Annotated in this window: 12 protein-coding genes; 5 read left to right on the forward strand and 7 right to left on the reverse strand. The window is 70.4% G+C overall.

The features are described from left to right. Positions 1-8: 8 nt before the first annotated feature. Complete coding sequence (locus AB0316_RS12445; protein WP_366273325.1) at positions 9-1145, forward strand: FUSC family protein; 1137 nt, start codon at positions 9-11, stop codon at positions 1143-1145. A 233-nt stretch (positions 1146-1378) separates the two neighbouring features. Here AB0316_RS12445 and mctP read toward each other — a convergent pair whose 3' ends face one another. Both mctP and AB0316_RS12455 read right to left on the reverse strand, forming a co-directional pair. After that, positions 1379-3055: a monocarboxylate uptake permease MctP gene (gene mctP, locus AB0316_RS12450; protein ID WP_366273326.1), complete on the reverse strand. Its 1677-nt coding sequence runs from the start codon at positions 3053-3055 to the stop codon at positions 1379-1381. Continuing rightward, entirely contained in the window at positions 3052-3363 is a 312-nt protein-coding gene (locus AB0316_RS12455) for a DUF3311 domain-containing protein (protein ID WP_366273327.1), read from the reverse strand. Before AB0316_RS12455 ends, mctP begins: the two co-directional genes overlap by 4 nt. 196 nt (positions 3364-3559) lie before the next feature. Between AB0316_RS12455 and lpdA the strand changes: the two genes are divergently transcribed. Next, positions 3560-4957, forward strand: coding sequence for a dihydrolipoyl dehydrogenase (gene lpdA, locus AB0316_RS12460; protein ID WP_366273328.1), 1398 nt, complete (start codon positions 3560-3562; stop codon positions 4955-4957). Between the two features lie 161 nt (positions 4958-5118). Here lpdA and AB0316_RS12465 read toward each other — a convergent pair whose 3' ends face one another. Further along, complete coding sequence (locus AB0316_RS12465) at positions 5119-5277, reverse strand: DUF6131 family protein (RefSeq protein WP_366273329.1); 159 nt, start codon at positions 5275-5277, stop codon at positions 5119-5121. 238 nt (positions 5278-5515) lie between these two features. On the opposite strand from AB0316_RS12465, the gene rpsO reads away from it, so the two are divergent. Continuing rightward, complete coding sequence (rpsO, locus tag AB0316_RS12470) at positions 5516-5785, forward strand: 30S ribosomal protein S15 (RefSeq protein WP_020142650.1); 270 nt, start codon at positions 5516-5518, stop codon at positions 5783-5785. A gap of 174 nt (positions 5786-5959) precedes the next feature. Then, positions 5960-8200, forward strand: coding sequence for a polyribonucleotide nucleotidyltransferase (locus tag AB0316_RS12475; protein ID WP_366273330.1), 2241 nt, complete (start codon positions 5960-5962; stop codon positions 8198-8200). A gap of 104 nt (positions 8201-8304) precedes the next feature. Here the strand turns inward: AB0316_RS12475 and AB0316_RS12480 are convergent, their stop codons facing one another. The 4 genes from AB0316_RS12480 to AB0316_RS12495 form a co-directional block, all read right to left on the reverse strand. Next, entirely contained in the window at positions 8305-9381 is a 1077-nt protein-coding gene (locus tag AB0316_RS12480) for a cytochrome c oxidase assembly protein (protein ID WP_366273331.1), read from the reverse strand. 57 nt (positions 9382-9438) lie between these two features. Beyond that, positions 9439-10719, reverse strand: a complete 1281-nt coding sequence (locus AB0316_RS12485) for a hypothetical protein (protein ID WP_366273332.1) — start codon at positions 10717-10719, stop codon at positions 9439-9441. Continuing rightward, the gene (locus tag AB0316_RS12490; RefSeq protein ID WP_366273333.1) at positions 10716-11561 is read right to left on the reverse strand and encodes a polysaccharide deacetylase family protein; all 846 of its coding nucleotides are present in this window, start codon (positions 11559-11561) and stop codon (positions 10716-10718) included. Before AB0316_RS12490 ends, AB0316_RS12485 begins: the two co-directional genes overlap by 4 nt. A gap of 89 nt (positions 11562-11650) precedes the next feature. Then, complete coding sequence (locus tag AB0316_RS12495; protein WP_366273334.1) at positions 11651-13249, reverse strand: FG-GAP-like repeat-containing protein; 1599 nt, start codon at positions 13247-13249, stop codon at positions 11651-11653. A gap of 139 nt (positions 13250-13388) precedes the next feature. On the opposite strand from AB0316_RS12495, the gene dapB reads away from it, so the two are divergent. Beyond that, entirely contained in the window at positions 13389-14177 is a 789-nt protein-coding gene (gene dapB, locus AB0316_RS12500) for a 4-hydroxy-tetrahydrodipicolinate reductase (RefSeq protein ID WP_366273335.1), read from the forward strand. The last annotated feature ends 85 nt before the right edge of the window (positions 14178-14262 follow it).

Genomic DNA, 14262 nt, shown 5'->3' on the forward strand with positions numbered 1-14262 from the left:
GCGTGAGGGTGGACGACTACCTGCGCAGTGACGCACGCGTCATCGAGGCGCTCGACCGGGCGTGGGACCGCAGCCGGCTCAGCGCCCGCGGGCGGTTCGCCCGGTTGCGTTCGCGTGGGTTCCTCATCGTCCAGTCCGCCGTGGCCGCGGGCCTGGCCTGGTGGCTCGCGACCGACGTCCTCCATCACCGCAATGCCTTCTTCGCGCCCGTGGTGGCCGTGGTGTGCCTCGGCATGTCCTACGGCCAGCGGCTGCGCCGGGTGTTCGAGGTCGCCCTCGGCGTCGCGGTCGGGGTGTTCACCGCCGACCTCTTCGTCCACTACGCCGGGAGCGGCCCGTGGCAGATCACCGCGGTCATCCTCGTCGCCATGGCGCTCTCGACCCTGCTCGACGGCAGCCCGGTCATCGTGACGCAGTCAGGGGTGCAGAGCGCCGTCATCGTCGCGCTCGTCGCCAGCCCCGGGCAGGCGCTCGGTCGGTGGACCGACGCGCTCGTCGGCGGCGGCGTCGCCCTCGTGGCGGCCAGCGTCGTGCCGCAGGCCCCCCTTCGGCGTCCTCGCGTCGCGGCCGCGAAGGTCGTGCGCAAGATCGGCGAGCTGCTGCGCCGGGCGGCGGACAGCGCCCGCGAGGGCGACGTCGAAGGTGCCGCCGAGGTCCTCGCATCGGCGCGCGGCACCGAGTCGCTGCTGCGTGAGCTCCGCACGGCAGCCGACGAGGGGCTCTCGGTACTCACCTCCTCGCCCTTCAAACGTCACCAGGCCCCGGGCGTCCGCAAGATGGTCGACCTCATCGAGCCGCTCGACCGCGCGATGCGCAGCACCCGCGTGCTGGTGCGTCGGGTCACGATCGCGGTGGGCAGGGGAGAGACACTGCCGTCCGGCTACGAGTCGCTGCTCGTGGACCTCGCGGCCGCCGCCGACGTCATGGGTCGGGCGCTGTCGGAGAACGCCTCGCCCGAGGTGGGCCGGCCCGCGCTGCTGCAGGTGGCGGCGGCGACGGGGGAGGTGCCGCGCACCTCGAGCCTGTCGACCGAGACGGTGCTGGCCCAAATCCGCTCGACCGTGGTCGACCTGCTCCAGGTCACCGGCCTCGACGTCGACGCCGCCATCGCCGCCCTCCCGCCCGAGCGCGACCGCCGCCCCTGACCCAGTCGAGCGAGCGTTCCGTCCCACTCGAGCGAGCGCTCCGTCCCAGTCGAGCGAGCGTTCCGTCTCACGCGTCGCATGAGCGATGTGGCCCATGGGCTGTAGCGCGCTCTCGAGTGTGGTCAAGCGCGCTCTCGAGTGTTGTTGAGTGCGCTCTCGAGTGTGGGTGGGCGGGGACGAGCGCAGGGCCGGGTCCGTGCGGACCCGGCCCTGCGGCATACGTGCTCGGAGTGCTACGCCGACGGCGTGTACTCGTGCGGGCTCTCCGGCAGCTTCTCGACGCGCGGGTCACCCGCGTCGGCGAAGTAGTCGGCCGGGATGGTCTCGTCCCGACCCTCGTCGGCCTTGACGGCGCGGAAGACGAACGTCAGCACCGCGGCCACGACGACATTCAGGGCGAACGCCGTCACGGCGATGTAGCCGAGCTGCCCTACGACCGGCATGTTGGCGATCGAGCCGCCGAAGTGCGGCGTCTGCGGGCTCGCCACGCCGTAGGCCGTCCACGTGCCGTAGACCATGCCCACGGCCCAGCCGATCAGCAGGGCTCGGCGGTGGAACCAGCGCGTGTAGAGGTAGAACACCACCGCCGGGAACGTCTGGAGGATCCAGATGCCACCGAGGAGCTGGAAGTTGATCGCGTTCTGCTTGTCGAGCGCGAGGACGAAGATCAGCGCGAACGCCTTGACGACCAGCGAGGTGAGCTTGCTGACCTTGGCCTCCTGCTGCACGGTCGCGTCGGGCTTGATCCACGCCTTGTAGATGTTGCGCGTGAACGTGTTGGCCGCGGCGATCGACATGATCGCGGCCGGCACGAGGGCGCCGATCGCGATCGCGGCGAAGGCGACGCCCGCGAACCACGAGGGAAAGAAGTCCTCGAAGAGCTGCGGCACGACGAGCTGCGGGTTCGGCTTGCCGTTGAGGCCGATCGGCTTGGTGCCGGCGGCGATCGCCACCCAGCCGAGCAGGGCCAGCAGGCCGAGGAGGAAGGAGTATGCCGGCAGGATCGAGGCGTTCTTGCGGATCGTCGTGCGGTTCTTGGCCGAGAGCGTCGCGGTGATCGAGTGGGGATACATGAACAGCGCCATGGCCGAGCCCAGGGCCAGCGTCGCGTACGCCCAGTACTGGCTCGCCCCGGGGATGAAGACGCCCGTCGGCTTGCCGGTCGCCGGGTTCGGCTTGGCCATCTTGCCCTGCGCCGCGTCGAAGACGTGGCCCCAACCGCCGACCTTCGAGGGCAGGTAGATGACCGCCACGATGATGACGATGTAGATGAGGATGTCCTTGACGAAGGCGATGATCGCCGGTGCGCGCAGGCCCGAGGTATAGGTGTAGAGCGCGAGGACGAGGAAGGCGATGAAGAGCGGCAGGTCGTTGGCCAGCCAGTTGCCGCCGCCACCGACGCCAGCCACCTCGAGGACCGCCTGGATGCCGACGAGCTGCAGCGCGATGTAGGGCATCGTGGCGATGAAGCCGGTGATCGCCACGGCCAGCGAGAGGCTGCGCGAGCCCGACCGCCCCTGCACGAAGTCGGCGGGCGTCACGTAGCCGTGTCGGTGCGAGACCGACCACATGCGCGACATGAAGACGAAGATGATGGGGTAGAGGACGATCGTGTAGGGCACGGCGAAGAAGCCGCTGACGGCCCCGGCCGAGAACATCGCGGCGGGCACCGCGACGAACGTGTACGCCGTGTAGAGGTCACCGCCGAGCAGGAACCACGTGATCCACGTGCCGAAGGAGCGGCCACCGAGGCCCCACTCCTCGAGGCTCTCCATGCTGGCCGGACGCCGCCAGCGGGCGGCCCAGAAGCCGGCGCCCGCGACGACGACGAAGAAGAAGATGAGGACGGCGAGGGCGACGCCGTTGACGCCGGTGTGCGCGTCTGTTGCGGCAGGGGCAAGTGCGGTCATCGGAGGCCGTCCTCTCGCTGGTCACGGCGGTCGTCGTCGAGGAACTCGTCACCCTCGGTGTTCATCGGCACGTGCGGCCGGGCCTTGAGGACGATGCGGTACGCCGTGTAGGTCAGCACCGAGCAGATGACGACCCACAGGAACTGGTACCAGATGAAGAAGGGGAAGCCCGCGATGCTGGGCCCGTCCTTGGCGTAGGTGCCCACGAGCATGAGGGCGACGATCGGGATGGCGAGGAGCACAGCGGCAAGGGCCAGCAGGCCCTTGTTCGCCGGCGGCGCCTGGTGGCGGTGCGGAGTGGTACTCACGCTGGTGACCTCCGTTGGTCGGGCCGGAGAAGTTCGGCCGTGCGTCGCGGAAACTTACTCCCGGGGTGGCGGACGATGTGGACAGCGACACAGCCGAAACTGAAGTGGGGTTCAGATCGTGACCTGCGCCCGACCGGCGTGACCTGCGGTCGACCGCCGTGCGGACGGCCGTACACGCACGGATAGGCTGTCGCCCATGGCTGATTTCGATCTCGTTGTGCTCGGTGCCGGTCCCGGTGGCTACGTCGCGGCGATCCGCGCGTCGCAGCTCGGCAAGAAGGTCGCCGTGGTGGAGAAGCAGTACTGGGGCGGGGTGTGCCTGAACGTCGGCTGCATCCCGAGCAAGGCGCTGCTGCGCAACGCGGAGATCGCGCACATCATCACGCACGAGAAGAAGACCTTCGGCATCGAGGGCGACGCGACGATGTCCTACGGCCCGACGCACTCGCGCAGCCGTTCGGTGGCCGACGCCAGCGCCAAGGGCGTGCACTACCTGATGAAGAAGAACAAGATCGAGGAGATCGACGGCTGGGGCACCCTGACGTCCGCCACCTCGATGGACGTGGCCCTCAATGACGGCTCGTCGCGCTCGGTCAGCTTCGACAACCTCATCATCGCCACCGGCGCGCAGGTCCGGATGCTGCCGGGCATGCAGGTGAGCGAGAACGTCGTGACCTACGAGGAGCAGATCCTCGACGCCGACCTGCCGGGCTCGATCATCATCGGCGGCTCGGGCGCCATCGGCGTCGAGTTCGCCTACGTCATGAAGAACTTCGGCGTCGACGTCACCATCGTCGAGTTCCTCGACCGCATGGTGCCGACCGAGGACCCCGACGTGTCCAAGGAGCTGCTGCGCCAGTACAAGAAGCTCGGCGTCAAGGTGCTGCTCTCGACCGCCGTCAAGAACGTCGAGGACACCGGCTCGGGCGTGCGCGTCACCGTGGCCCCGGCCGCCGGGGGAGACGAGACCGTCCTCGAGGCCGACAAGTTCCTCGCGGCCTTCGGCTTCGCGCCGCGCACCGAGGGCTACGGTCTCGAGTCGCTCGGTGTCGAGATGACCGAGCGCGGTGCCATCAAGGTCGACGGGCGCGGCCGCACGAGCGTGCCCGACGTCTTCGCCATCGGCGACGTCACCGCGAAGCTCATGCTCGCCCACACCGCCGAGGCCATGGGCGTCGTCGCCGCCGAGACCATCGCCGACGCCGAGACGATGGAGCTCAACTTCGACATGATCCCGCGGGCGACCTTCTGCCAGCCGCAGATCGCCTCCTTCGGCTACACCGAGGCCCAGGCCAAGGAGAAGGGCTATGACGTCAAGACCGCCAGCTTCCCCTTCTCGGCCAACGGCAAGGCGCGCGGCATGGCCGAGGGCGTCGGCTTCGTCAAGATCGTCGCCGACGCGGAGCACAACGAGCTGCTCGGCGCCCACATGATCGGCCCCGAGGTCACCGAGCTGCTGCCCGCCCTGACCCTGGCCCAGCAGTGGGACCTCACCGCCGACGAGGTGGCCCGCAACGTCTTCGCCCACCCGACGCTGAGCGAGGCGATGAAGGAAGCCATCGAGGGCATCGCCGGGCACATGATCAACCTCTGAGCGCGCGGGCGCGGGCCCGCCCTCCCGAGGACGTATGCCGTCCGCTCACCTCGAGCGGGCGGCATACGTGCTCCTCGGGGACGTTCCGAGCGGGCGGGGACGGCAAGACGCCCCCGCGGGATCCGCGGGGGCGTCTGGATGGTGCTGGGTGGCGGGGCCTGTCAGTACCAGTGCTTCCGACCGCCGATGGCGCGGCCGGTGGAGCCGAGCACGAAGAGCACGATGCCGATGACCAGGAGGATTGCTCCGATCGTCACCAGGATGCTGAGTGACTTCACCAGCAGTCCAATGATGAGGAGGATGATGCCGAGAACGATCATGGTGGGGCTTAGCTCCTTCGAATGGGTTACCCGAGCGATGGCTTACGTACCCGCAACCATCCCGGCGCGAACGTAGGCAGTGATCACGAAACGGTCACACGGGACACCGTGCCGATTAGGGCCCTCCGACCCCCACTGTTACGCTGGGAGACGCCGTCGAACGGCCGCGGATCGATAGCGCCCAGGTGGACCAGCCCTGGAGCACCGCGCAACGAGAACGAGAAGGAGTCGGTCATCCATGCCTTTGGACGCTGACGTGAAGAAGCAGATCATGACCGAGTACGCCACGGTCGAGGGCGACACCGGCTCTCCCGAGGTCCAGATCGCGATGCTGACCCAGCGCATCAAGGACCTGACCGAGCACGCTCGGGCCCACAAGCACGACCACCACAGCCGTCGTGGTCTCCTCCTGCTGGTCGGCCGCCGCAAGCGCATGCTGCGCTACCTCGAGGCCACCGACATCGAGCGCTACCGTTCGCTGATCAAGCGACTCGGCCTGCGTCGATGAGCTCGTGACGAAAGGCGGTCACCGCGTCCTGCGGAGACCGCCTTTCGTCGTAGGTGCGGGGTCCGACGCCCCGTCGGAACCGCACCAGGGCCACTCCGGCCCGAAGAAGTAGAAGAAACCACGCACACAACGACGATGTGCGGGGCACATGAGAAAAAGAAAGCGAGGGCCCACATGGAGGGTCCAGACATCACCTTCGCCGAGGCCGTCATCGACAACGGCAGCTTCGGCACCCGCACGGTCCGCTTCGAGACCGGGCGCCTGGCCAAGCAGGCCGGCGGCGCCGTGACCGCGTACCTCGACGACGACACGATGCTGCTGTCGACGACGTCCGCCGGCAAGCAGCCGAAGGACCAGTTCGACTTCTTCCCCCTGACGGTCGACGTCGAGGAGCGGATGTACGCGATCGGCAAGATCCCCGGCAGCTTCTTCCGCCGTGAGGGCCGTCCGTCCACCGAGGCGATCCTCACCTGCCGCCTCATCGACCGCCCGCTGCGCCCGACCTTCAAGAAGGGCCTGCGCAACGAGGTCCAGGTCATCATCTCGGTGTTCTCGCTGAACCCCGACCACCAGTACGACGTGCTCGCCATCAACGCGGCCAGCGCCTCGACGCAGATCTCCGGCCTGCCCTTCTCGGGCCCCATCGGTGGCGTGCGCGTCTCGCTCATCGACGGCCAGTGGGTCGCCTTCCCGAACTTCTCCGACATCGAGCGCTCGGTCTTCGACATGGTCGTCGCCGGTCGCGTGGTCGGTGACGACGTCGCGATCATGATGGTCGAGGCGGAGTCCACCGAGTCGACGTGGGACCTCGTCAAGAACGAGGGCAAGCAGGCGCCGACCGAGGAGGTCGTGGCCGAGGGCCTCGAGGCCTCCAAGAAGTTCATCAAGCAGCTCTGCGAGGCCCAGGCCCAGCTCGCTGCCGAGGCCGCCAAGCCGGTCCAGGACTTCCCGATCTTCCTCGACTACGAGGACGACGTGTATGCCGCCGTCGAGGCCGCCGTGTCCGACGACACCGCCGCTGCCCTGACCATCGCGGGCAAGCAGGAGCGCGAGGAGCGCCTCGACGAGATCAAGGCCGCCGTCAAGGCCCAGCTCGCCGAGCAGTTCGCCGGTCGCGACAAGGAGATCTCCGCCGCGTTCCGCTCCGTGCAGAAGAAGCTGATCCGCCAGCGCATCCTGCGCGACAAGGTCCGCATCGACGGCCGTGGCCTCGCCGACATCCGCGCCCTCGGCGCCGAGGTCGAGGTCCTGCCGCGCGTGCACGGCTCGGCCATCTTCGAGCGCGGCGAGACCCAGATCATGGGTGTCACGACGCTCAACATGCTCAAGATGGAGCAGCAGCTCGACACCCTCTCGCCGGTGACGCGCAAGCGCTACATGCACAACTACAACTTCCCGCCCTACAGCACCGGTGAGACCGGCCGCGTCGGTTCGCCGAAGCGCCGCGAGATCGGTCACGGCGCGCTGGCCGAGCGTGCGCTCATGCCGGTCCTGCCGACGCGCGAGGAGTTCCCGTACGCCATCCGCCAGGTGTCCGAGGCCCTCGGCTCCAACGGCTCGACGTCCATGGGCTCGGTCTGTGCCTCCACGCTGTCGCTGCTCAACGCCGGTGTGCCGCTGCGCGCCCCGGTCGCCGGCATCGCGATGGGCCTGGTGTCCGACACCGTCGACGGTGAGACGCAGTACGCCGCCCTCACCGACATCCTCGGTGCCGAGGACGCGTTCGGCGACATGGACTTCAAGGTCGCCGGCACCAAGGAGTTCGTCACGGCCATCCAGCTCGACACGAAGCTCGACGGCATCCCCGCGTCGGTCCTCGCCGGCGCGCTGACCCAGGCCCGTGAGGCTCGTCTGCACATCCTCGACGTCATGGCCGAGGCCATCGACGTGCCGGACGAGATGAGCCCGTACGCCCCGCGCATCATCACGGTGAAGGTCCCCGTCGACAAGATCGGTGAGGTCATCGGCCCGAAGGGCAAGATGATCAACCAGATCCAGGACGACACCGGCGCTGACATCTCGATCGAGGACGACGGCACCGTGTTCATCGGTGCGGTCGACGGCCCCTCGGCCGAGGCGGCTCGCGCGGCGATCAACGCCATCGCGAACCCGCAGATGCCCGAGGTCGGCGAGCGCTTCCTCGGCACGGTGGTCAAGACGACGACCTTCGGTGCGTTCGTCTCGCTGCTGCCCGGCAAGGACGGCCTGCTGCACATCTCCGAGGTGCGCAAGCTGGTCGGCGGCAAGCGGATCGACAGCGTCGACGACGTCGTCAAGGTCGGCCAGAAGGTCCAGGTCGAGCTCAAGGAGATCGACCCGCGCGGCAAGCTCAGCCTCGCTGCGGTCCTCCCCGAGGGCGAGCAGGGCTCCGAGGCCGGCGACAAGGAGCCGGCCGAGGCTCCCGCCGAGGCCTGAGCCGACACGGCACCACGTCCGAACGGATCGCGAGCGGCCCGTCACCCTCCGGGGTGGCGGGCCGTTCCGCGTACTCGCGCGGGTGCGTCGGTCGGGTGGGTGCCTCAGTCGGACGTGTCAGTCGGACGTGTCAGTCGGGTTCGCCGGCCTCGGTCCCGGCCGGGGGCCGGCCGAACCGGCCGGCTCCCGGCCGGGGGCCGGCCGAACCGGCCGGCGAGGCGGGGATCCTGCTCCCACCAGAGTCCTGAGCCCGCCGGCGTCGCAGGAGGGGGAGCAGCCGCAGGCGCATCGGGCGCAGCCGCCGGCTCCGGGGCCTCTGCCTGCGCGGCCGCCGCGAGGGCCTGGTCCTCCAGGAGGTCGGCGGCGCGGGCGTCCCGCTCGTCGCTGCGCACCCAGTCGACGAAGACCGCTGCGATGACGGGCAGCCCGACCGACTCGGCCACCGCGAGCAGGGTGCCACCGCCGATGCGCTGGTCCAGGAGCGGGTCGAGCCCGCTCACGCCGCTGGAGAAGCCGGGGTAGGTCGGCGACAGCAGCGTCGGCGCGGTCATGACGACGATCCCGGGGACTGCGTCGAGCAGGCCGTCGGCGAAGGCCAGGAACGCACGCACCGGGGCGGTGGCCCACGAGGGCAGCAGGTCCTCGGCGAGCAACGGCACCACGAAGACGAGCCCGGTGACGAGCAGGACGAGGTCGAGGGCGATGCCCACGCCCGTGGAGGTGACCGAGCTGACGAAGAGCGGCGTCACGAAGACGAGGAGCAGCGTGCCGGTCGCCAGCAGCGTGCTGACGGCGGGGAAGGTGAGCACCCGGGCCACGCGTCCGCGCACGACCCGCAGCAGGAGGTGGTCACCGGACGGGTGCAGCCGTTGCAGCATCCCGACGGGGTCACCGAGCGCGAGGCCGATCGGGGTCACCGTCGCGAGGATGCCCACCCGCATCGCCCCGAGCCAGAAGACCTGGGCCCGGAAGACAGCGGGCGCGCCACATGTGGCGTACGCGAGCGTCCCGACGCCCAGCAACGCGTAGAGCAGGACGCGCCCGCTCGAGGGACCCTGCCCGGCGCGGGCGGCCCGGCGCACGAGGAGCACGTACGGCACGGCGGCGAGAACGCAGAGCACGATGCCCTCGACGTCGAACGTCCACGCCGTGACCAGGTCGGACGGGATGAAGGTGCTCACAGCGCTACCCGCCGGCACCGACCAGTGTCGTGGCGACACGTGCGGGTGCCACGGGCGTCACCTCATGTTTCCGGTGTGACCGAGGGAGAAGCGGCCCGGCTGCGGCCACACGAGCAGCCCGTGCGGGCCGGCGTCGGTGTGGATGCGGTCGATGAGGTGTCCGTCGGTGGTGTCGATGACGTAGACCTCCGAGCTGTAGCGGCCCGAGAGCCACAGCTGCGAGCCGTCGGCGGTCACGCCACCCATGTCGGGTGTGGCGTGCCCGGGCAGCTTCCACGTGGACATCGGCTTGTCCGTCGCGGCGTCGAAGACGGTGATCGAGCCGGCGTCACGGTTGGACACGAAGACCCGACGCGCGTCGCGCGAGGGGTAGATCCCGTGGGCGCCCATCGCGGTCGGCACGAAGTGGTCGATCTCGAAGGTGCGGGCGTCGATGAACCAGACCCCGTTGCGCAGCATGTCGGCGGCCATGAACCACTTGCCGTCCGGGGTCAGGCGCACGTCCTGCGGCATGGCGCTGGCGCCCATCACCAGTCCGCTTCTCGGACCCCCCATGCCGCTGCCGGGCGGGGTGGCGCCGGGGGTCTTGACCGAATTGAGGTCGATGACCTTCTCCAGCCGGGTGGCGTCGGAGTCGACGACGAGCAGGCGACCGCTGAACTCGCAGCTGGCCACGAACGTCTTGAGGTCGGCGGTGAAGTCACCGTGGTTGACGCCGGCGCACGTCGGCACGTGCAGCGACCGGACGAGCTTCATGGTGTGCGCGTCGCGGACGTCGATCGAGCGGAACCGCTCTGCCATCACGAGGGCGTACTTGCCGTCGGGGGTGAAGTAGAGGTTGTACGGGTCACGCAGGTGGACGGGCGTGCCGACGGCGCCGGTGGCCGGGTCGATCGGCGTCAGGGCGTCGCCCTTGTCGGAGTTGACCCACAGCCGGGTCATGTCCCAGTTGGGGACCACGTGCTCGGGTGAGCTGGGCACGCGGACCCGCTTGATGATCCGGTGCGTGGCGGGATCGATGATCTGCAGGGTGCCCGCCACCTGGTTGGGCACGTAGACGAGGCGCTTGGCGTGGACGGCCGCGCCGGTCAGCTGGTCCGCACCGGTGTGGGCGTAGGGCGCGAGGGAGTCGGCGACGGCCGTGGTGGACCTGGTGGTCGGCGTCGCGGACGAGGAGGGGCCGGCCGTCGAGGCCGGGGTGCGGTTGACCGACGTCTGGGTGTCGGCACCGGTCTGCGGGCTCGTGCACCCGGCGACCACCATCGAGAGTGCGACCGACACCAGCGCGGCGGCCCCGCCCAGGCGCGCGCGGGCGCGGGCGGGTCTGAGTCGGGTCATGCCATCAACTTAGTCATCGGGACCGCCTGCAGGGACCGGGACGCCAGACCGCGCAGGATGGTCGGGAGCGCGTCGATGGTGCCGGGGTGGCCCAGGTGCAGGCTGACGATGGAGCCGGGCTGCACGGCGCTGAGGGTGCGCGAGGCCACGGCGGCAGCTCCCGGGTCGAGGTAGTCCGAGGGGTCGACGTCGTAGGAGATGCACCGGGCGTAGCCGCTGGCGCGTGCAGCGGCCCGGATCGTGGGCGTGGATGTCGGAGTGCCCGAGGGGCGGAACAGGTAGGGGGAGGAACCGTCGATCGCAGCCACCGCCTTGGCGCCCTTCTCGACCTCGGTCCGCGCCGCGGAGGCGGAGAGCCGAGGCATCGTCTGGTGCGACCAGGTGTGGTTGCCGAGGTCGTGACCGGCGGCCACGAGCGCGCGGCCGAGCTCCGGGTGCTGGGAGAGCCAGGTGCCGACGGCGAAGACCGTCACGTGTGCGCCGTGGTCGGCGAGGACCTGCAGCGCGCGATGCGTCAGGGCGGGGTCGCCCGCGCCGTGGAAGGTGAGCGCGACGGCGGGAACCGCTGACGGACCGCGGCGCACGTCCGGCCCGGGGGTGCGCAGGATCGCGGGCACCGCATCAGGGCTGCCGGTCGCAGACGTCCCCGTCGGCGACGCGGTGGCAGCCGGCGTGGAGGTTGCGGCGCCCCCGGTGGAGGCGCCGGTGGTGGCGCCGGCTCCGGTGGAGCCGTTCGGCTGGGGGCTGCTCGTGGAGCAGGCTGCGATCCCGATCCCGACGGCGGAGGCGAGGCCTCCGCCGATCAGGGCTCGGCGACCGACGGTCGGGTTCTCTTCGGGCACCCGGACATCATTCAGGGCGGATCTGGACAGCGGCTGGGACCACGCCGCGAGGCAGGTGGCCGACTTCAGCCGGCCCCGCGTTCGTCCGTTCACATGATGACCGTCGCGATGTTCCACCCGTTCCCGAGGTAGGAGCGTGAGGTCATGCCACCCGAGCCGTTGCCCGGGTAGAGCCACAGCTGTCCGTAGCGGTCGCGCGCGACGACGTCGGCGACGCGGTCGCCGTTGAGGTCACCGACCCCGACGACGGCGGTCATCCCGTTCCACCCGGTTCCGACGCGCACCCGCGGCAGCAGCCCGCCGGTGCCGTTGCCGGGGTAGAGCCACAGGTAGCCGGTGGCGCGCTCCCGGGCCAGCAGGTCGGCCCTGCCGTCGCCGTTGAAGTCGCCGACGCCGACGAGGGCGTTCATCACGTTCCACCCGCGGCCGATGAGCACGGGGGCGCTCAGGGACCCCGTGCCGGTCCCGGGGTAGAGGTAGAGGTTGCCGTCGCTCGTGCGCCGCACGACGATGTCGGGGCGCTGGTCGCCGTTGAGGTCACCGACGCCGACGATCGCGTTGTACGCGTTCCAGCCGGTGCTGATCGTGGTGCCCGGCAGGATCCAGCCGCCACGGCCGTTGCCCTTGTAGAGCACCAGGGCGCCGGTGGAGGCGACGCGGGCGACGACGTCCTGCGCGCCGTCACCGCTGACGTCGCCGACGGTGTCCATCGCGTTGTAGATGTTCCAATTGTGCGCGATCTCGACACCGGGGGACAGGGTGCCCGAGGTGTTGCCGGCGTAGAGCCGTACCGTTCCGTTGCTCCAGCGGGCGAGGACGTCGTTGCGCCAGTCACCGTTGAAGTCCGCGGTGCTGTTGGACAGCGACGCCACCGGCATGGGCAGCGCCGTGAACGCGTAGGTGCCGCAGGTGCGGTCGTAGTCGCGCGTGGCATCCCACCACTGCGACAGGTAGACCCGGCCCCCCGAGAAGCTGGCCTGCGTGCACCGGTCCAGCGCCTCGTTCGGGTAGTCGAGCGTGCCCGCCGTCGCCCACACCGGGACGCCCGGGAGCCACCAGGTCCCCGTGATCGCCTGCCAGCCCGAGGTGTTCGAGTAGACGCCGTACGCGTACCCCGCCTCGCGCAGTCCCCGCATCAGGCCCTCGACGACGTAGCGGTTCTCGAGCCGCTGCGCCGCGGTGCTCGACGGCCACGGCTGCGCCGGCCGCGGCTCGACGTCGACCCACACCACCGGGGGACGCCAGCCGACCTTCGCGAGGCTCGCGACGGCATACCTGGCCTCGGCGTAGCCGACGTTCGAGAGCCGCGCCGCGCGCGTCGTCGAGCGCCACGGACCGCTGGAGCCGTATGCCGTCTGCTGGGCCGCCGTCGGGAAGGTGGCCATCGTGTACGCCTGGGCCGGCTTGGCGCGGTCGCGGACCCAGGTCACCTGGCTGGCCAGGCACGGGTTCTCGGTGAAGGCCAGGCCCTTGGTGAGGCCGACGACGATGAACTGCGTGGAGTCGGGAGGCATCGGCTCGCCGTAGCCACCGACGGAGGTGGAGCACTGCGGCCAGGAGATGTCGTTGCCGAACATCACCGCGGCCTGCGCCGTCGGCGCCGACCACAGGCCGAGCGCCAGCCCGAGGGCCACCAGCGGGAGAAGAGCCAGCCGGCGCAGCCGGCTCCCGACACGGACGGAGGGCACACGGACCAACATGACAACCACTTCCTCGGTCACGTCCAGTGTGCGCCGGGGGAGTCGGGGCCGACGGGCTTTGTGGCGGACGAGGCATGCCCTCCGGACGCGCCGCGAGGGCGTGTCGCGGGCTCGTTACGCTGGCCCGGTGAGCGAGACGACGGAGGGGACATCCGGCGGCCTGAAGGTCGCCGTGATCGGCGCGAGCGGCCGGATGGGGTCCGAGGCGGTGCGGGCGGTCGAGGCGGCCCCCGGCCTGTCCCTGGTCGGCGCCTACGGCTCCGGTGACGACCTCGGAGAGCTCGGGGGCGCCGACGTCGCCGTCGAGCTCACCGTCCCCGCCGCGTCGCCCGGCAACGTGGCGCACTGCGTGGAGCGTGGGATCCATGTCGTCGTCGGCACCACCGGGTGGGACGACGCCCGGCTCGACACGCTACGCGGCCAGGTGGCCGGCGCGCCGGCGGCCGTGTCCGGCGGCGGGGTGGGGGTGCTCATCGCACCCAACTTCGCCATCGGGGCGCTGCTGATGATGTCGTTCGCCGCCAAGGCCGCCCCCTTCTTCGAGTCCGTCGAGGTGATCGAGCTGCACCACCCGGCCAAGGTGGACGCGCCCTCGGGCACCGCGGCCCGGACCGCCGCGATGATCGGTGCGGCCCGCGCGAACGCCGGCTGCGACGCCGTGCCCGATGCGACCACTCACGACCCGGAGGGGGCGCGGGGAGCCCGCGTCGACGGCATCCCCGTCCACTCGGTGCGCCTGCGCGGGCTCACCGCCCACCAGGAGGTCCTGCTCGGCAACGCCGGCGAGATGCTGACCCTGCGCCACGACTCGTTCGACCGGGGCAGCTTCATGCCTGGGGTGCTGGCGGCGGTGCGCGCCGTGGCAGACCACCCCGGGGTCACGGTCGGCCTCGAGCACTACCTCGGCCTCGACTGACTGTGAGGATCGCTTCTGCAGCCTGATCGTGCTGGGCTGTGGCTGACGGCTGTGGGTGTGACCCTTCGACTGACTGGCTTCGTGC

This window comes from Terrabacter sp. NPDC080008, assembly GCF_040702505.1.
GTDB lineage: Bacteria > Actinomycetota > Actinomycetes > Actinomycetales > Dermatophilaceae > Terrabacter.